Here is an 18,508-nt window from a genome sequence, read left to right as displayed (position 1 = left end):
TTTATGATAGGAAGGCTTCTAGAGTTTCTGCAAGTGCTTCCAATCCTTCCGCTGTCGCATTTGCCTTTGTATCTGGTTGGGCAGAAATCGTTGAAAAATCAACTTCTGCTTCTAAACTCACAGATTCGATGAAAAGTTTTGTCAATCGAACTACGGCCCAAGCAAATCCAATACCTAATGTGAAGAGAATGATTAAATAAGCGATCAGAAAATTCACAAAAATCTTTCCACCAGTAATATCAGAACGAAACTTTTTCCCTTGGAAACTTGTGCGGTTCCAAATGTAATTTTGAACGTCTGCTAAAAACCAAGCGTAGTAAATCCCAAGAGTAACAATGCTTAACAAGACTCCTTTGAGGTATAAAAAGAAAATTTCCTTACCTTCTGCAGAGAATCCAAAATTAGTATTTCCATATCGAGTTTTGCTTTGGATGTATGCTTCTTTTTCTGCAAAAAACCAAGGATAATAAATCCCAAGTGTTACGATGGTGAGTAAAATTCCTTTTCCGTAAATTTTAGCAACTTCGATAATTTTACCGTCAAAACCAAAACGTAAGTTTCGGTAACCAGTACGAGAAGTCATGTACTTACGGCCACCAACGATGACGATGGGAACTAATGCCAAAACAACTGCAACGTAGATCGCGATACCCACAATGGTTGCGAGGTAAGGAACGGGAATTTTCCCGACGATCCAAAGGATGATCATACTTGCAATGTAAAGTACGATAAAAATTCCAGCGGCTTTTAAAAATCCGATGAATCTTTCTTTTCCTGTTCCATGGAAGGAGAAACGTTCACCTGCCCATTCTAAATTTTCTGCCATAAACTTTTGGATGTTGGTTCTTGCCCAAAAGCTATAGATCCCCAAAGTCACTACTGTTAGAAACATATTCTTCAAAAAGAGTATGAAGAGTTGTCCGCCTGTGGCGTGGTATTGTAGTCTTGTGTTGCTCATTGATTTCCCCAAAGGATGATTAGTGTGCAGATTATAGTTTATGATTCAAAAGGGTAAAGAAAAATATTTCCTATCCATTAGAAATACAGTTTATACGGTTGAACACAATTCACTTTTTTTTGGGATTCAAAGAACATGTCCTTTCCTCTTAAAGTCTACTTGTACAGAATGCGTAAACTCTTTGTTATTTTCCTTTGTCTCTTCAGTGTAACAGGAGTCTTTTCTGACCCAAGGCAAGAATTACCACCAACTTTTGGTGACTTAAAAGGGCAGGATAAGTCAGTTAGGCAACCACCAGACCGAAAAGACAAAAAAGGTTGTTGTAAAATCAAATACCCCGCGGGAGGGTATGACTTCTTTCTAGCTACGGAAGAAGATTGTCGTGCGAGTTTGTATTTTGACAGATTTCTGGGAGAAAACAATACACTATGCTTTCGTTGGGAAGGGGATTAGAATTTGCCGAATTTATGGGTGTCCGTGATCAAGTATTACAAACATTAGTCAAAATTTTTCCATCGTATGACGCATCTCTTGCCATTGCAGGTGGTGGATGTAAGGCGTTTTACGCTTTAGGTGTAGGGAAAACTCTACGGGAGTGGGGTGTACGATTTACCGAATTGTCGGGTGTGTCCGCAGGGGCTGCTATGGCACTTTGTATCCTTTCCCAAACAGAAGAAGAATCGGTAGAATACTTCGAAGAAATTACCAAACGAAATTCTCGCAATTTTCATTTTTCCAATCTCTTGAGAGGAGAATCCACCTTTCCTCATGAAGATATGTACAGACGAACCATTCGGTTTGGAATGAGGTTTGATCGTGTCCTCGACTCAGGTGCAAAAATTTGGATCCATTCCGTCAAAGCCCATCCCAAAGAGGATTCCTTAAAAAACAAATTTCGTTTGGCTCGTTTGATTTCAGAAACGGGTAGAGCCTTTTTGTTGGATGATAGGGATAGGTCCGAAGGAATTCCAGCCAATCGTACCGCTGAGATGATTAAAAAATGGAATATGGAAGATGTGGATTTTACGGAAAAAGATTTTGTGAATCCAGAAATCATTGAACAATTCATCATGAACTCTTCTTCCATCCCACCTATCGTTGACTTCCAATCTGTAGGCAATGAATACTACTTAGATGGTGGACTCACCAATAATATGATGATTGAATCGTTTTCACCCAATGCAAAGATCATTGGGATCCATTACGAACCCAATACAATCGTTGGGAAAGATCCGGAGTTACTTGCTCGTTCCTTTCTCATCACACCATCGAGACCACTTCCTATCACTTCGTTTGATTATACAAATCCCAAAGGGGTTCGTGAAACGTATGAATTGGGGAAAGCAGACGCTCTGGCAAAAAAAACTGAGATTATTAATTATTTGAGAAAGTCTTGAAGTAAGCTGAATCCTTTTTCGAGGGTTTCTTCCTCTGTGATGAGGCTGATTATAAGAATACACCTGTTATGCGAAAATCCATACCAGGAACCAGGTTGGACAAAAACTCCTGTTTTGTTTAAAATTTCTAATACCAAAGTTTCCACTTTTTGATCCATGTCCAATTCGATTAGGAAATACCAACCAGCTTCGGTTCCAGGTATTTTTTTGGCCAGAGGACAAGCGTTTACAAATTCCAAACAAACTGCCGAATTTCGCATAACTCTTGTTCGAATCCTATTTTGGACCATGGATTTCCAAGGCAAAAGTTCTTTTGTTGCTAATTGGATTATCGAATTTACCGAGAGGTAGGAATCCGCTATAAAACTTAAACTTTTTTGCATTTTGGAAAAACTTGGTTCTGGTGAAAGATTCAAAATCCAAGCCAACTTTGTTTGTGGTAAAGCCAATAGTTTTGAAAAACCATGACACACAAAAACAGGGTATTTCGGAACACTAGGTAGGTGATGAGGTTCCCCTGTAAAATCATAAGGTTCAAACACTTCATCGATGATGATCGGTATGTTGATACCAAAGGATTCCCATTCCTTCCAAAACGTTTCTGTCGTTTTTGAACCTGTTGGATTTGCGGGACTCACAAGGATGATGGCTTTTGTTTTGGTGCTGATGGAACCTGCAATGGTTTCCGCGTCATAGATCCATAACCCGGTGTTTGGATCCACTTTCAGTTGGTAATGGACTTCTTTTAAGTTTTCTAAACCAATGAGAAAATGAAACAGTGGGTAACCTGGATTTGGAGTGAGAACTTCATCACCAGGATTGGTTAATAATTTAAATAAAAAAGAATATGCTTCTGATGTGCTTGCTGTTAGGTGAAACTGGTTGGGTTCAGCTAAAATTCCACGTTTTCTATATTCGGCCGCTATTTCAGACCGAACCGATTCTAATCCTTCAGGGATGGGATCATAAACGCTGACATTGAGATTGGATAAAATATGAGTCAAAACAGAAGGTGGAAACTCCAATCCTACTTGTGTTGGATTGGAGATGGTTAAATCGAGGATTTGTTTTCCGGAATGGATGAGTTTTTGTTTGGTAACATAGATATCATTTTCCGTTTCCAATTCACCTAATAATTGAAAGCGATTGGAAATAGAAAACGAGTGATTGTTCAAATCATCCAACTTTGTTTAAAGATTTTGCAATTTTACGAATCAGAAATCTCGGTGTGAAACGAACTGATTCTGCTAAAATAAAATTGATAATTCCAGGAATTTTGACAACACGTTTTCCAAAGAGAGCTTTAATTCCGATCGCAACAACATCTTCTGAGTTCATTGCTAAAATAGAAGACTGAACGAGTTTACTTCCTGACATTTTAGCTCTTTCGAAAAACTCAGTTTTAGTAGGTCCTGGGCAAAGGCATGACACAGTGACTCCATAATCTTTTACTTCTTCTGCTAATCCTTCGCTTAACGAAAGAACGTATGCTTTGGTCGCATAATAATTTGTCATCATTGGACCAGGTTGGAATGCCGCTGTGGAAGCAACGTTCAGAATATAACCTTCGTTATTTGCAACCATATCTTGTAAAAATAGATGGCAAAATTCCGCTAATGTTGTTACGTTCAATTGGATCATTTTAGATTCTTCTTCAAATGAGTTTTTATGGAACTCACCGTTTAAACCATAACCCGCATTGTTCACTAATACGCTGATTGGAAGTTTTAATTTTTTAACTGCTTTATAAACTTTTTCTGCTGCATTTGCTTTCGCTAAATCTTCAGCAATCACAACGGAATCGATTCCGAATTTGAGTTTGATTTCGGAAGCAAGACTTTTGAGACGGTCAACATTTCTTGCCACTAAAACAGGAGAATAACCCATTTTTGCCAAAGAAAGGGCAAAATCTTTTCCAAGACCAGTAGAAGCGCCAGTAATTAAAACATATTTCATTAGAGAAATTTATTTCAATTTCGAAAACTTGGCAATTCATAATTAAATTGTTTTGGCATTTTTGACCACCTGGTCAATGATCGTTTTATGAGCCAACCTTTAACTCATCCGCTTCATACCATTCAAAAAGAAAGAGCTATCATTTTTATCCTAGCAAGTTTGCAGTTTTTACATGTTTTAGATTTTGTTATCATGATGCCACTTGGCCCTGTATTTATGGAAAGTTTCAAAATTGATGCAGCAGCTTTTGGTCTGTTAGTATCTTCTTATTCCATTAGTGCGGGAATCTTTGGGCTTTTGGGTGCTTTGTTTTTGGATTCCTTTGATCGCAAATTGAGTTTACTTGTTTTATTCTTTGGATTTTCTTTTGGAACTTTTTTATGTGCCTTTGCTGATACTTATACTTTTTTACTCATCGCTCGGATCATTGCTGGTGGATTCGGTGGAATGATTGGTGCAACAGTTCTTTCGATCATAGGTGATATCATTCCTGTGTTTCGTAGGGGAACAGCAACTGGTGTGGTGATGGGTTCTTTCTCCGTTGCCTCTGTTGTCGGTGTTCCTTTTGGATTGGAACTGGCAGGACGTTTTGGATGGCACATTCCTTTTCTTTCTCTCGGCATTGCTGGATTTTTGATATTACCTTTTGCTTATAAACTATTACCTTCTATCAGGTATCATTTAGATTCAGATGTAAGAGTGAAACAGAGTCAAGTGAAGTCGTTACTCGAAGTTTTGCGAAAGAAAGAACACTTTGCTCCATTTTTATTTATGGTTTTTTTGATGTTCGGTGGTTTTACCGTAATTCCTTTCCTAAGTCCATTTTTGGTTTCTAATGTTGGATTATCGATGAAACAGATTCCTTATATCTACTTATTTGGTGGACTTGCGACTTTTTTTACGAGTAGATACATCGGAAAATTGGCTGATCGACATGGAAAATTTTTCATATACCAAATTGTTACAGTGATCGCAATTCTTCCCGTCATTGCCGTTGTTACGATGACAAAAACTTCTTTACCGATCGTGTTAGTGAAGACTACAATCTTTATGATTTTTGTATCTGGTAGGATGGTTCCTGCATTTGCTATGGTGACTTCTGCTGTTGAACCTAGGATCCGAGGAAGTTTTATGTCTGTCAATTCTGCCATCCAACAGATTGCCTCAGGAGCTGCTTCTTATGTAGCAGGGCTCATCGTGGTACAAAATTCGGATAAAATCTTTGAGAATTATGAAATTGTGGGAATGATTTCTGTTTTTAGTTTGTTGTTTAGTATTTATTTGGCAAAAAAAATCAAAATTGCGGGATAAATTAAGAACTGACTAAAGTTAGATTATACTACAATTCTAATTTTCCAGTTTCAAGAAAATCGATGATCATGTGTTTTTGAGAACTTGTGATCATTTTTTTTTCCAGTAATTGGTTTAAAATTTCTTCCGCCGTACCAATCTCAATTCCACCTAATTCAGAAAATATATACTGAAAGTATTTATCAATCCGATGGTCAGAGATATAGGATTGTAATTTTGCACTAGTTTCTAAAATCAAATTTTGGCGGCGTACAAGTTCTTCCATAGTCGATAAGATGATAGAAACTTCGGGATCTTCTGCAAACAATTGCATCATGTGATCATAAATTTTGGGAGACTGTAATGGAAGTTCGTAAATCGAATCTCCTAAAGCCGTATACAGTGATTTTTCCTCTTCAAAATCAAGTCCTGTGTATTTAGTTAAGTTAGAGACTACTTCTGAAGGTAAAATAATTAAAAACTGACATGCATACTCAGGTTCTTTTAGATATCTTACAAAGTATTGAATCAAATCACAAATTCGTAAATAACTAACAAAAGTCCAATATTTGAAACTTCGAATATCAAACATATGTTTGATTGTTTTTTCTCGTTTTAACGATTCACGAAGGTTCATATAATTTTCAAAATCTACTTTAAATAAATAACTTAAAGTATGATTGGAAAATGATTCGATGATTTCACGAACTAGGGTGGGTTCACCTATATATAAAAAATAGGTGATCAGTTCTAAATTGTCTTTTCCTGACCAAAGAAATTTTTCTAAATTTTTTGCGGGGATTTGTGAAAAAGCAGAGAAACCTATTTTAAAGGTAACTTTATCTTGCAGGAAAGCATCTAATTTGCTCTTTGCTATACAATCTTCGTCTACATCTTGTTTAGCGAAAGAATGCCTGCAACTAGGTGGGCAGGCTTCGTATAAAGATGTTCCTAAAAAACATTTTGGCATGAATTATTGCATCAATTCTCCACAATCTCTCATTTCGGGAGCGTATGGATTTTTTACTTCTTTTCCAGTCATTAACCAAGATTTATCGACCATTGGGCAATAAAAACGGTTGTACTTCGATTGGTTGGGTACTTCGGCTTTTATTTGAATCAATATTTCTTGGATTTTGGAAATTTTTTCGTAACTGGAATCTAAATCTGTTTCCTTGTTTGGGATTTGGCTTTGGATTGCTTCTCCCCAGGATTTTAATTTTGGATGGTTACTTGTCACCAAAGCTAACACTGAGTTTGAAAAATCTTTCCAATCTGGTTTTGGGTTTTCTTGTAAATACACTTCCAGGATGGATTGGTTGTTCGAAAACAGTGATTCCACCATTTTTTCATGATTGGAGTCAAACGGAACCACGACTTCCTTACAGGAAAGGGCAAAAAAGGCAAAAACGAGGAGTGAAATCCGAAATACTTTCATAATTTGATTCTTTTTTCCTACCTTTGAATTGGAATTCAAATTTTACAGGCGAGTTTGTTGGATGGAAATTGCTTTTTTCTCGACAAAGCCGGTTTTTCAAGCATGATGACAGAAAAGTTCACGAAGGTGTAATTCCATTATGATTATTGTAGAAGGCATTGGCCACGTCAGTATCCCCGTCTCCCAACTCGACACCTCTATCGATTTTTACCGGGACATTTTTGACTTCGAAGTGGAGACAAAGAAGGCTACTGAGGCAATTCTTTCTCTCGATGCGTTTCGCATTCGTTTAGTAAAGGCAGAGGTCGCAGATCGATCCCTTCCTATTTTAAGTTTCGTGATGGATGTGGATGATTTCACAGAAGCCATCAGCGAATTGGAAGAAAAAAATGTGAAAATCATCAAAGGACCAGAAGGCACTGATTCTGGAGAAAGTCTTACCTTTGCTGACCCGAGCCAAAATTTAATCGAGATTTTTTACTCCAACTAAAACCTGTTGCTTTTTTAGTCTTTTCTTCGTAACATCCTCTTGGTATGTCATTAGAGATCCAAGAGGGTGGACCTGAAACTCAATCCATTTCTGATTTCAAAAAAGGATATGTTTACTTCTTAAATAATTTCCAAAACATTGTTGGGAGTTTTTTACAATTCCTCAGTACGGGACTGACAGAAGCAAACAAAAGAGAAATTCTCTCCTTTCGAAAAACTCTCGATCAAGAACTCGACAGATCTCAAAAAAAAATCAAAGAAATCATCTTTAACTTAGACGAAAAACATATTTATGCGCAAGTGAGAAAGGACTATTCCCGTTATTTCTCAAGACAGATCGAAGATAATAATCGTGACGAATTTATCCAATTCCATTTGATCTTTGAAATGTTACGTTATTTTTATATCGAAACCAAAGAAGGTTGGGAAAAATTACGATCTTCTGTTTTGAACAATCAATTTACTGATTTAGACTTTCAAAAAAATGGATTATTAAATTATCGAATTTTGCCTGCACTAGAAAAGTTAAACTCATTGGAAATTTTACTCAAACGAATGAGTTTCATTCTTCAAATTGATAATCCAAATTGTTTGAGTGAATTTAAACCCACCAAACCAAAGTACCGCGACAAAGGAATGTATCGTTTGTCCGCCGTTTTTGATGAATCTCTTTATGAAAAACCAAAAGAATTAGAACCAGAAGATACTGGAATTGAATACCAAGCAGAAGAGGTGATCAAAAATCATAAAGAAAAAACCAAAGACAATTGGAAAACAATTAAACAAAAAGTAAAAGCGGAAGGTGAGCTCAACTATATCCAAGCCTATGGAAAGTATTCTTGGAACTCAGACCAACACTATTTCTTTCGATATGAAATCGATAAATACCAAGCTGAGAAAGCCTTATTTAAGACTGCGATTAGTTTAGATTCTCATCTCGGAGCCGACGAACAAGTTTTAAGATCTGAATTGATTCGATCGATGACGAGCATTGAAAAAAAAAGTAAGTCAGCTGATGATTTTGAATTAGAATACCAAAACTTTTTAAAACATTTTTTTACGTTTTGTGAAAACATCATTTTGATGAATATGATGTTACCCACTCAGTTTAAATATGTGTTTTTATTTCACTTAGGACCTTCCCATTTTTATATGATCGCTAAAAAGTTCCTGATGGAAGTGAATACTGGTTACGTTCATGCTCGCGGAAGTGATGGCAAAAAGGTCATCCGTGTGATTCCAGGCGAGTATGTAAAAAAACATGTGATTGATTATTGGAATGAAGTGATTTTACCGAATGTAGGCGAAGAAAAAAACAATTTAGCATTACTCAAAAAAATCACAGAGCTAATCGAAGATAAATACAAAGAAATATCAAAACTGGCGATTAAAAATTATGACGAACTAGATTCTGAAATCAAAACATCAAAACCGAGAGAAACAATTTTTAGAGAATATATGAACGAATGGATGGGAGCTGCGAATTTGATTGTATTCAAACGATTTGTGAAAAACAAATCATTTTAGAGAACAAAACTACAAGTCACTGATTCAGCAGTGATGTAAAATTGAGTCGCGACACCAGCAGGAAAGGGAATGATCGGATTATTTTGTAATACATAATCTGTGGCTTGGCAAGAACGACTAAACACACGAACTGTCACAACACTATCACAGCCAACGGTTAAATTTCGTTCGGTTAACAAAGTATCGGTTCGAAACGCTTTGGTTTCATTTCCGTCATACTCAACAGAAATTCCTTGTCCTTGTTTTAATTCAATTTCGGGTCCATATTGTTTGTTTGTCACCGCATAACAATCGACAAAAAATTCTGTGCCTGTACAGTTTACCCCTGTTTTCGAATTTGGTAAACACGACCCACCTGATTTTGAGACCGTTACATAACCAGAAAATGCTCCGTCAGGAACCTTTGTATATAGTTCTGTTCCAAAGTTTGCTGTGATCGTCGCAACAAGATCATTGAAGCGGACAACTGGATCCACACCAAAGTTTTCTCCTTTGATGATCACTTCGGTTGCAGAATAGGTTGCATTGGCATTGTTTTGGGCAGGAGTCCCGATTTGAGGAGTCACTGAAGTGATCACTGGTGGAGAGGTCAAAAGAGCTGCTAAAGGATCTTCGGATGAGGACTTAACGCAGGAAAAACTGTTTCCAAACACTAGTGAGAATCCGATTGTGTATAAAATCCTTCTCATGACTACCCTTTCCATTATCGGATATTTTTCCCAAGATTCATTTCTATTTTTTGTCCCAAAGGAAATTCTATGAACACTGTCTCCCTGCAAACGATAGACAATTATGTAGCATTCATCCAACTTAATCGTCCCGAAGCAAAAAATGCGATCTCCGTTACATTTTTAGAAGAACTGATGGATTCTATTCAAAAAGTAAAAAGGGGCCAGTATCGGACCCTTGTCATCATGGGAGTGGGTGATGCTTTTTGTTCGGGTGCTGACCTAAAAGAACGTAAATCCATGACGGCAATCCAAGTCCGTGAGTTCTTACGAAATATTAATCATTGTTTTTCAAGTTTGGCGAATCTATCGATTCCAACCATTGCTGCCATCAATGGATATGCATTTGGTGGTGGATTGGAGTTGGCAATTTCGTGTGATATTCGTTATGCGAGTCGTTCTGCAATTTTGGGTCTTACTGAAACAAAATTGGGAATCATTCCGGGAGCTGGGGGAACACAACGATTATCTCGCATTGTTGGTGAAGCTACGGCTATGGAGTGGATCTTTTCTGGTAAAAAAGTAAATAGCGAAGAAGCTTTAAGCCGAGGATTAATTTCTAAAGTTGTGGAACCTGAAGAACTAAAAGAATCTTGTCTTGCCTTGGCAAGAGAGATATCGGAATCTGCACCTATAGCTGTTTCTGCTGCGAAAAAAGCCATTCGCCACGGATTCCAATTATCTATGGAATCGGCACTCAAGTGGGAACAATTGTGTTATTCTGAAACACTTACAACAAAAGACAGGTTGGAAGCCTTACAAGCATTTGCTGAAAAAAGGAAACCTGTATTTAAGGGAGAATGAACTTTGATTTTAACTGGTAAAGAAATTTTAAAACGATTGGGTTCTGATATTAAAATTGAGCCATATGATGAAACACTTTTAAATCCCAATTCTTATAACTTAAGATTACACGAAGACCTTTTGGTATATTCTGAATTTCCTTTGGACATGAAAAAACCAAATCCAGTGGAAACTTTAAAAATTCCGGAAGAAGGTTTGTTGTTAGAACCCGGAAAATTGTATTTAGGTCGCACGATCGAATTTACGGAAACTCACAATTTAGTACCAATGTTAGAAGGTCGTTCTTCGATTGGTCGACTTGGAATGTTTGTTCATATCACGGCAGGATTTGGTGATGTTGGATTTAAGGGATTTTGGACATTAGAAATCCAAGTAACCCATCCACTTCGTGTTTATTCTGGAGTACAGATTTGCCAAATCTTCTATCACACAGTGGAAGGTGAGATCAGCGAATACAAATCTGGTAAGTACCAAGCGAACCATGGTATCCAACCATCTTTGTTGTATAAAGATTTTGAGAAAAAATAAATTGGTTTCGATTGGTAAAACGAACCTGCCAGCCGATTCGGTTAGCAGGTGTTTTATGATTTCAATTATTTTTTAGATTTAAACGTACAGTCCCAACGTGGGTCATCTAAGTTCATAGAACCAAGTTTTACCCAATTATTGGTTTTTCCAATGAAGGTAATGGAACAAAGTGTTCCTTTAAGATCCAATCTGTTTCCACCTTCCAAAGCAGTGAATTTTCCACAGTATGTTTTCCCATCACGTGGGTTGTAAATTCTACCGTTTTTATAAACACCTTCTCCAACATAGTCAAAACCAGTGATGAAAACCATTCCTAAGTTTGGACGTGTTCTGAGTTTAGGATCTTCGTTATTGTGATCTAAATAAGGAGTTCCTGGAATTCCTTTGTCTTTGTCTTTTTCTGGGTATGCGTTGTCTTTGATACAAACTGTTTTACCGCAGTATTTGTCACCACACTTGAAAATTTCGATTACGGAATCTTTTTCAGGTGGAAGGTATCTTCCTAAAGCCACATCGGCATCTTGCGCAAGTAATGTCGTGCTAGATAGTAACACAACCGCCCATACACTTAATACAATTCTTAAATTCATACAGATCCTTATTCTAAAAAATGGATTCGCTTATTTTGTCAGAGTTTCCTGTAACTGGCAAGCTGGTTTTTTTAAATTCAACTTTCGATCGTAAGAAAATAGTGAAAGAATGAGTCCGATAAAAATAGTGATACGAATTATGTTTCCTTTTAAAACGCACAATACCTTAAAACTGAGTCTCATCCAAAATCGTAAATCCATTAGAGAACACATCATCAGAAATACTTCCATGGAATCTCCAATGGATAAGGAAGTTCTTGAGTTATTAGAATTACAAAAACAATTGCGGTCTTTGATTTCCTCATCCGCAGATGGAATTGCTACATCGATTTTAAGTACATCCACAAATCTAAAAAATATTGAAAAAGTGCAAGCGGAGTTTGTTTCTGGTTTGTCCCAATTCAGTGATATTTCCATGAATCTCGCAAGTAGTGCTGAAGAGTTAGATGCGGTGATCCATTCTATTTCGTTTCAAATTACCGAAACACTCAATACTTTCGATCTAACGGGTCAGAGAAATCAAACCTTGGTAAAAAGTTTAGAGGCTACTTCTATTGAGATGGAAAATATCGCCAAACAGTCGTTGTGGGTGAAATCAGAGAACCAAAAAAATGATGAAGAATTTCAATCTCTTTACAAAGACCTTACGAAAATCAATGAAAACATACAATTGGTCAAAGACATTTCGGATCGTACTAATTTATTAGCACTCAATGCTTCTATCGAAGCTGCTAGAGCTGGAGAAGGTGGACGTGGCTTTTCCGTTGTGGCAGACGGAGTTTCCAAACTCGCAGAGAATACAAAACTTGCGGTGAAAACGATTCAAGAATCAGCGACTCATATCAAAAATCGATTTTTAGAATTTCAGGAAAATTCAAAAGCCCGAACTTCAGTTTTGGTAGAAATCATAGAAAAAATCCAAGGTATCGAACGAGTGATCATTTCCAATCGGAAAGAATCCAACTCCAATTTGAGTGAAATTCAAATGTTGATTTCTCAATTCCATGAATTGGAATTAAAATTAAGGGAAGTGGGAAGTGCCTCTGCCAATATCGCGAATGATTCCACAAACATTTCCAATCAAGTTCATATACTTTCTGATCATAGCCTAAAGTCTAAATCAGATTTTGACTCTATTTTTTCGCAAATCGAAGAAACAGTCAAATTGATCACCAATCAAAATTCTGTTTGGCTTTTAGAGTTTATATTTCATAGAAGAATGGATCATGTCAATTGGGTGAAAGCTGTTGATTTGGCTATCGAATCTGACAAAGTCGAATCTCTTCCCCAATTGAATCATACTCTATGTAAAATGGGTTTATGGTATTACCAAAGTAGCGTTTTAGATGAGAAACAAAGACAAATTCACGAACAATTAGAACTTCCCCATAAGGAATTACACCAATGTGCAGTTCGGATTAAAGAGGCAATGCTTCAGAAAAATACAGAAGAAGTGAAAAAAGAAAGAGCCAAAATGCAAAATTACTTTTCGGCTCTTTCTAAAATATTTGATGAATACATCAATTATCTGGAAACTAAAACTTTGGAAAATGTCAACCTAACCTCAATTAATTGAGGCTAGTTGCTTTTTCTAACAGTTTGGAAAGTTTGACCACGTTTTTGTTAGTTGGGTCAATGGATTGTGCTCTTGTCACATAAGTGAGAGCTCGGTCTACATTTCCTAACAATCGGCTAACATCGGCCAAGTTGATGAGATTTTGGAAATTTTCAGGGTCATATTTCAAAGCTTCTTGTGCTGCTTTGAGTGCTCTTTCATAATTTCCAAGTTTTTTCTCAGACATAGCTAGGTAATACCAATATTCACCAGATCCTTCATTCTCTTTTAAGAATTCTGTAAGGACTTTGGCAGCGATGTCATATTCTTTCCCTTTATAACTTACAAGTCCAAGGAATTTGTTTAACTTTTGGTTATTTGGATCAGCTAAAAAGGCTTTTTTCATCACGGTGATTGCTCTTTCGATTTCACCATTTTGGTAAAGGGCCTTACCTTCTTCAAAGGCACCTACTGTAGTCAGTGCTTCGTCCCAATCATCACCTGGTGTTTCAAAGAAGTCATCAATAGGTTGGTGAGAAAGATCATCTTTTGTTGGTGCGTGATGGATAGGTGATTTTTCACTTTTGAAAACAACACTTAACATGGAAATGTCGTCCGTGATATCACCCGCATTTTTTACGAGTCTTTCCACTTCGTAAATATCTCCATCTGATTCTTCTACGAAACGTAAAACCATTGTTTCATCTTCATTGATGGTTCTTACATCTTCGTCTGGAGTTAAATCAATATCATCTCTACCGTCAGATCCCAATATGAGTTGGTCACCAGGAAGTAATTGGAAGGTTTGCACTTCAAATGGATATTCGGAATCAAGACCTAGTTTTCTAAGTTTTAATTCATTTTCGATGAAACTTGCTTTTCCATCACGATACAAAATGCTATAAGGGTGTTCCGCATTAAAGTACCAAATTTTACCTGTCTCATCATCAATGAGCATGACGGTAGCTGAGATCACCATAGTTCCACTAAAGGATTTGAAGACCGCGTTCACTTCTTCATAAACGTCTGTTAACCATTCTTCGGGAGTTCGATTTAAAATTCGTTTGTTTCCTGCGGAACGTGCCATGATAGAGTTCATCACAACACCCATTACAAGTGATCCACCTGCCCCTTGCATGGATTTTCCCATCGCATCACCGTTCATTACCATTGTGTAACGACGGAAGTCATCAGGTTTTCCTAACTTTAAGTTACCTGTGATACAAATATCTCCCCCCAAATCTCCGGTTTTATTTCGGAATTCAAAGGTTTTCTTTTGGTGAACAAAAAAATCACAACGAATATTTTCAGATTTGTTCGCATTGAAGAACAATGGTTTGGCGAGGAGCGAAGTTAAGAAGTAGTCACCATCTTGTTGTACTTTCAAACGATGGATTTCATCCATTTTCTCTTGGAGTTCTTTGGTTCTTTCTTTAACCTTTTCTTCCAAGTTTTCTGCATAATCTTGTAGTTCTCGTCTTGCATCTCGGATCGAGGAAACCATGCCATTAAACGACTCGGCCAAGAATCCAATCTCATCATTTACTTTGATGGGAACTTCAACTTCTAAATTCCCTTGGTTCACTTTTTCTACCCCAGCAAGCAGTGCATAGAGTGGATTGACAAGGGCTGAACGAAAGAATAATGGAAACACAACCAAAAGTACGATCATCACAATGGCAAGGATGACTAACTCTAGTTTTGCTGATTTATGCATGTAATTTCGATAATCTCGATAGTTAAATCCAACTTCGCGGTTGATTTTCTTTTTGGCATCATACGTCATATAAGCAACGTAATGCGAAATTCCATCTAAGTCTTTACGATAGTGACGTGTTAAGTCTGGTTTAAAATAGCGGAAATACTTTAACATTTCCACTTTTAAGTCGCGACCAGAGATTTCTTTTCCATCCCATTTACATTCTTTCACATGTTTGAGGATCGAATCACGGAAGGTGTCTACATTTTTCACTTTTTCAATATATTTGACACCTTCTTCACAGAATTCATCTGGATCAATATCTACCAATTTGTTTGTGTTTATGAAGGTTCGTTTGTTGATTTTTTCAATGAGTTTGGAAATTTCTGTTTTTAGTTCTTTGCCTTCTAAGTCATTATTCTCTTCGAGAAAATTGAGGATGGCAACTTTGTAACCTTCGAAATAATAAGGAGTTTTGCCGAGAAGTGAAGTTAATTCTTTTCGATAATCAGTTTCTCCAATGGTAATCACTTCATCATACAATGCAGTGTTGTATAAATCTGCTTGGACAAGTGGTAAATCCAATGTGACGTTAGAAGGGAGGTAAGCTTTTTTTAAACTTTGAGTGTTAGAATCATATTCGATCACAAACAAAATATCTTTGGATCGTTCCCCACCTTCTGCAACCCTAAGTGCTTTTTGGATCGCAGTATTATCAAAAGAGAGTTCTTTCTCTTGGTCCACCAAATACGAGAACGCTTGCATGATGAGTAGGATGGTTACAAAAGAAATTCCTACTATTTTTACCATGAAAGTGGTACGTTCAATACTATTATTGATGAAGGTAATGGTGATGATAAAAAATGAAAATGTTAATACAATGGCTGTTAAATAAGTAGATCGTTCCATTGCACCATCACGACTCATAACGTTTGTTAAATTAGGGACAACCGCTGCAATTAAACCTGCAATCATAATGATGAAGAGGGTGCTTCGTTTGTCTTTTTCTAAATTTAAAAGACGGTAACTAGGTAAGATGATAAAATTGATAAAAGAATACCCTGCGATGAATAAACTTAATATCCGACTTGCTCCTTCAGAATTAAAATCCCAGTGATGTGCGGTGAAATGGTATTTTCTTTCTCCTTGAGAGACACTGACCAAAAACCAAAGTACAACAACAATAGCAATTGCATAAAAAATAGCTTGGATGATGTTTGCAGCCTTAGAATCTCTGTTATCTGGGAAACGAAAGAAGTATTGTCCAAAGTGGATGATCCCAAAAATGATAATTCCACCAGTGATCCAACGATGATAAGAGGCAATCGGATGGTAATAAAAGGCTCCGAGTAAATACCCAAATTGAAAAAGAGCTAAAAACAAACAGGCCAAGGCCATGTGTTTGGTGGCAACGGTTTTGTCTTTGAGAGAGAAAAAGAATGTCGACAAGACCGCTAGGAGGACAGTGACAATTAAACTACCGAATGTATAATAATTTGTTAGTATGTGGTCAACGGATAAGGTGCTTTCCATAGGGTCTTCTAGTTGTGGATTTAATACGAAATCGTAACAGGGGAAAATGTGAAATCAATCCATTTTCCACCTGCCCCGAGCAAATCAGGACTGTACTTTTTTGCTCGGAGGAAAGGGAAAAGGACTAACGGGTCGCGATAAAACAATCAATCCCGTCGTATTTCAATTTGGATTTAAGTGATTCTGCCTTCGCTCGGTCCGCAAAATCTCCTACTTGTACGACGTATTTCCCATCTCTTGGAGTGACAAAAACAGTTTGGTTGTACTCGGATTTGATGGTTTCTTGGTATTTGACTGCACGTTCTTTTTCTTGGAAAACACCTACTTGGACAGTAAATCCTTTCCCAGTAAGAGCTGGTTTTGCTACACCTGGTTTGACTGGAGTCAGTTTTTCAGGTTTTGCAGGAGTATCGTCCAAAAGGTCGGCATCATCTAAATCATCTGCCAATTCATCTTCCCCTTTTTTTAATACCTTAATCCCAACTTTCGTAATCCCTTTGTCTTTAAACTCTAAGATTTCAGCTGTTTTTTCTGAAACGTCCACGATCCTTTCATCCACAAAAGGACCTCTGTCATTGATGCGAACGACAGCTTCTTTTTGATTTTCTAAGTTTTGGATTTTAACAACAGTTCCAATGGGAAGCGTACGATGTGCCCCAGTCATTTTCATACGATCAAATGGTTCTCCACTTGCCGTTGGACGACCTTGGAATTTTTGTCCATACCACGAAGAAAGACCCACTTCATCGAATTGAGTGGTAGGTTTTTTGGTAGGTAAGTCCACAGGTGCAGTTGTCACACTTGGTTTGGATTTAGCATCCAAATCGTCCATGATGGACTTTGCAACTGGGTCGTTTGACCCGGATGATTTCGATTTTTGTGAACGTTCAAAGAAAATATCTTCTGGATCTCCAGAAGCACTATAATCTCTTCTCGTGGCATCTGCTGATGTGCACGACACGAACCACAATACAATGGTGATGAATATGAGCCTTTGCATATTTTTCCCCTTTCTCTGGACTCTTGTGTGTACCTGTCGGAAGGTTTTTCCAATCTCCTGATAAAAATTCTTTAGGGGAGTTTCGATTCTGCTTCGATAATCGCTCTGTATGGCACAAGAAATTTTGGCTCTTTTCAATGAAGCAGTGCGTTTAGAGCGCAATGGAGAGTGGGATCGTGCCGAAACGCAATACAAATCTTTATTAGAAAAAGATCCAAATTACCATTTGGCATTACAAAACTTAGGTGTGATTTACGCAAAACAAGGGAAACATGCAGAGGCCATTCCTCTTTTTTCGAAAGCCTACCAACTACATGCCAATGTCAAAAATTGTTATAATTTAGCAGTATCTCTCTACAAACATAACGAAATCGAAAAAGCGGTCAGTTTCCTAAAACAAACATTATCTTTTGAAAAGAAGTTTATCTCTGCCCACCTCCTTCTTGCCCAAGCCTATCAGAAATTGGGAAACGATGAGAAAACAGAAGTGTATTTAAACAATGTCATCAAAATTGAACCGAACCATAAATCAGCTTTAGGAGGGCTTGCGATGTTTTATTACGAAAGGAATCGTTTTCCAGAAAGTTTAAAAATGATAGAACGTTATTTGATTCTGTATCCTGGAAATGCTCAGTTAAAAATCATCCAATCCGAAATTTTAGCCAAACAAGGAAATTACAAAGCTTCTGCTAATTTGCTGACAACTATGGTAAAAGAAGATGTTGGTTTCACTCATTTTAATGAAACATTACAATCCTCTTGGCAAGAAGAAGACAGCATCGCCAAGGAAAGTTTGGAACGCATTCAATCCAAAGCAAAAAAGAAATTAAAAGAATTCAAAACCAAATTAGAACTTTCAAAGGAAAATCCAGATGAGTTTTCCCCTCCAGACCCACAAGAGGCACTGGACTTAAGTTTATTATATCTTTTCAATGGAAACCCAGAAAAAGCGATGCAATATTTGGTATTTGCGCAAAAGATGAAGGAAAAAACAGATTCTGACGGAACCTCGTAAC

General features: G+C 37.2%; 18 protein-coding genes. 9 read left to right on the top strand and 9 right to left on the bottom strand.

Annotated elements, in window-relative coordinates:
- Position 1 precedes the first annotated feature (1 nt).
- Positions 2–958 carry a YjgN family protein gene (locus EHQ59_RS12235; protein ID WP_135619917.1) on the bottom strand — a complete coding sequence of 319 codons (957 nt, stop codon included), beginning with the start codon at positions 956–958 and terminating at the stop codon, positions 2–4.
- 168 nt (positions 959–1,126) lie between these two features.
- On the opposite strand from EHQ59_RS12235, the gene EHQ59_RS12230 reads away from it, so the two are divergent.
- Together EHQ59_RS12230 and EHQ59_RS12225 are read left to right on the top strand one after the other, a co-directional pair.
- Positions 1,127–1,411 carry an LIC_11321 family protein gene (locus tag EHQ59_RS12230; RefSeq protein ID WP_244245512.1) on the top strand — a complete coding sequence of 95 codons (285 nt, stop codon included), beginning with the start codon at positions 1,127–1,129 and terminating at the stop codon, positions 1,409–1,411.
- Positions 1,387–2,355: a patatin-like phospholipase family protein gene (locus tag EHQ59_RS12225; protein WP_135619915.1), complete on the top strand. Its 969-nt coding sequence runs from the start codon at positions 1,387–1,389 to the stop codon at positions 2,353–2,355. The genes EHQ59_RS12230 and EHQ59_RS12225 overlap by 25 nt, the downstream gene beginning before the upstream one ends.
- On the opposite strand, the gene EHQ59_RS12220 is transcribed toward EHQ59_RS12225, so the two are convergent.
- Positions 2,337–3,530: a pyridoxal phosphate-dependent aminotransferase gene (locus tag EHQ59_RS12220; protein ID WP_135619914.1), complete on the bottom strand. Its 1,194-nt coding sequence runs from the start codon at positions 3,528–3,530 to the stop codon at positions 2,337–2,339. The two genes, EHQ59_RS12225 and EHQ59_RS12220, sit on opposite strands and share 19 nt — an antisense overlap.
- A gap of 1 nt (position 3,531) precedes the next feature.
- The gene (locus EHQ59_RS12215; RefSeq protein ID WP_135619913.1) at positions 3,532–4,311 is read right to left on the bottom strand and encodes an SDR family NAD(P)-dependent oxidoreductase; all 780 of its coding nucleotides are present in this window, start codon (positions 4,309–4,311) and stop codon (positions 3,532–3,534) included.
- An 87-nt stretch (positions 4,312–4,398) separates the two neighbouring features.
- On the opposite strand from EHQ59_RS12215, the gene EHQ59_RS12210 reads away from it, so the two are divergent.
- Positions 4,399–5,622 (top strand): MFS transporter, encoded by a 1,224-nt coding sequence (locus EHQ59_RS12210; protein ID WP_135619912.1) that lies wholly within the window; start codon positions 4,399–4,401, stop codon positions 5,620–5,622.
- Positions 5,623–5,650: 28 nt separating this feature from the next.
- On the opposite strand, the gene EHQ59_RS12205 is transcribed toward EHQ59_RS12210, so the two are convergent.
- Together EHQ59_RS12205 and EHQ59_RS12200 are read right to left on the bottom strand one after the other, a co-directional pair.
- The gene (locus EHQ59_RS12205; protein ID WP_135619911.1) at positions 5,651–6,571 is read right to left on the bottom strand and encodes a hypothetical protein; all 921 of its coding nucleotides are present in this window, start codon (positions 6,569–6,571) and stop codon (positions 5,651–5,653) included.
- Between the two features lie 3 nt (positions 6,572–6,574).
- On the bottom strand, positions 6,575–7,039 hold the full coding sequence (locus tag EHQ59_RS12200; protein ID WP_244245511.1) for a hypothetical protein: 465 nt from the start codon (positions 7,037–7,039) through the stop codon (positions 6,575–6,577).
- 139 nt (positions 7,040–7,178) lie between these two features.
- Here EHQ59_RS12200 and EHQ59_RS12195 point away from each other — a divergent pair, with 139 nt between their 5' ends.
- On the top strand, positions 7,179–7,529 hold the full coding sequence (locus tag EHQ59_RS12195; protein WP_015677132.1) for a VOC family protein: 351 nt from the start codon (positions 7,179–7,181) through the stop codon (positions 7,527–7,529).
- Between the two features lie 44 nt (positions 7,530–7,573).
- On the top strand, positions 7,574–9,055 hold the full coding sequence (locus EHQ59_RS12190) for a hypothetical protein (protein ID WP_135619909.1): 1,482 nt from the start codon (positions 7,574–7,576) through the stop codon (positions 9,053–9,055).
- Here the strand turns inward: EHQ59_RS12190 and EHQ59_RS12185 are convergent.
- Complete coding sequence (locus tag EHQ59_RS12185) at positions 9,052–9,744, bottom strand: LIC10067 family putative lipoprotein (protein ID WP_135619908.1); 693 nt, start codon at positions 9,742–9,744, stop codon at positions 9,052–9,054. The two genes, EHQ59_RS12190 and EHQ59_RS12185, sit on opposite strands and share 4 nt — an antisense overlap.
- 69 nt (positions 9,745–9,813) lie before the next feature.
- Here EHQ59_RS12185 and EHQ59_RS12175 point away from each other — a divergent pair, with 69 nt between their 5' ends.
- Together EHQ59_RS12175 and dcd are read left to right on the top strand one after the other, a co-directional pair.
- A complete protein-coding gene (locus EHQ59_RS12175; RefSeq protein WP_135619907.1) occupies positions 9,814–10,587 on the top strand; it encodes an enoyl-CoA hydratase-related protein in 774 nt (257 codons plus the stop codon).
- A gap of 3 nt (positions 10,588–10,590) precedes the next feature.
- The gene (dcd, locus tag EHQ59_RS12170) at positions 10,591–11,115 is read left to right on the top strand and encodes a dCTP deaminase (RefSeq protein WP_135619906.1); all 525 of its coding nucleotides are present in this window, start codon (positions 10,591–10,593) and stop codon (positions 11,113–11,115) included.
- 65 nt (positions 11,116–11,180) lie between these two features.
- Here dcd and EHQ59_RS12165 read toward each other — a convergent pair whose 3' ends face one another.
- A complete protein-coding gene (locus EHQ59_RS12165) occupies positions 11,181–11,705 on the bottom strand; it encodes a DUF2147 domain-containing protein (protein ID WP_135619905.1) in 525 nt (174 codons plus the stop codon).
- Between the two features lie 139 nt (positions 11,706–11,844).
- Here EHQ59_RS12165 and EHQ59_RS12160 point away from each other — a divergent pair, with 139 nt between their 5' ends.
- A complete protein-coding gene (locus EHQ59_RS12160) occupies positions 11,845–13,281 on the top strand; it encodes a methyl-accepting chemotaxis protein (protein ID WP_135619904.1) in 1,437 nt (478 codons plus the stop codon).
- Here EHQ59_RS12160 and EHQ59_RS12155 read toward each other — a convergent pair.
- Both EHQ59_RS12155 and mpl36 read right to left on the bottom strand, forming a co-directional pair.
- The gene (locus tag EHQ59_RS12155) at positions 13,274–16,492 is read right to left on the bottom strand and encodes a SpoIIE family protein phosphatase (RefSeq protein ID WP_167481403.1); all 3,219 of its coding nucleotides are present in this window, start codon (positions 16,490–16,492) and stop codon (positions 13,274–13,276) included. The two genes, EHQ59_RS12160 and EHQ59_RS12155, sit on opposite strands and share 8 nt — an antisense overlap.
- Positions 16,493–16,616: 124 nt before the next feature.
- Positions 16,617–17,492, bottom strand: coding sequence for an RlpA family plasminogen-binding lipoprotein MPL36 (gene mpl36 / locus EHQ59_RS12150; protein WP_135619903.1), 876 nt, complete (start codon positions 17,490–17,492; stop codon positions 16,617–16,619).
- A 109-nt stretch (positions 17,493–17,601) separates the two neighbouring features.
- Here mpl36 and EHQ59_RS12145 point away from each other — a divergent pair, with 109 nt between their 5' ends.
- Complete coding sequence (locus EHQ59_RS12145) at positions 17,602–18,507, top strand: tetratricopeptide repeat protein (RefSeq protein WP_135619902.1); 906 nt, start codon at positions 17,602–17,604, stop codon at positions 18,505–18,507.
- Position 18,508: the final 1 nt, after the last annotated feature.

The organism is Leptospira kemamanensis (assembly GCF_004769665.1).
Lineage (GTDB): Bacteria > Spirochaetota > Leptospiria > Leptospirales > Leptospiraceae > Leptospira_A > Leptospira_A kemamanensis.
This window is presented reverse-complemented; position numbering and strand designations above follow the sequence as displayed.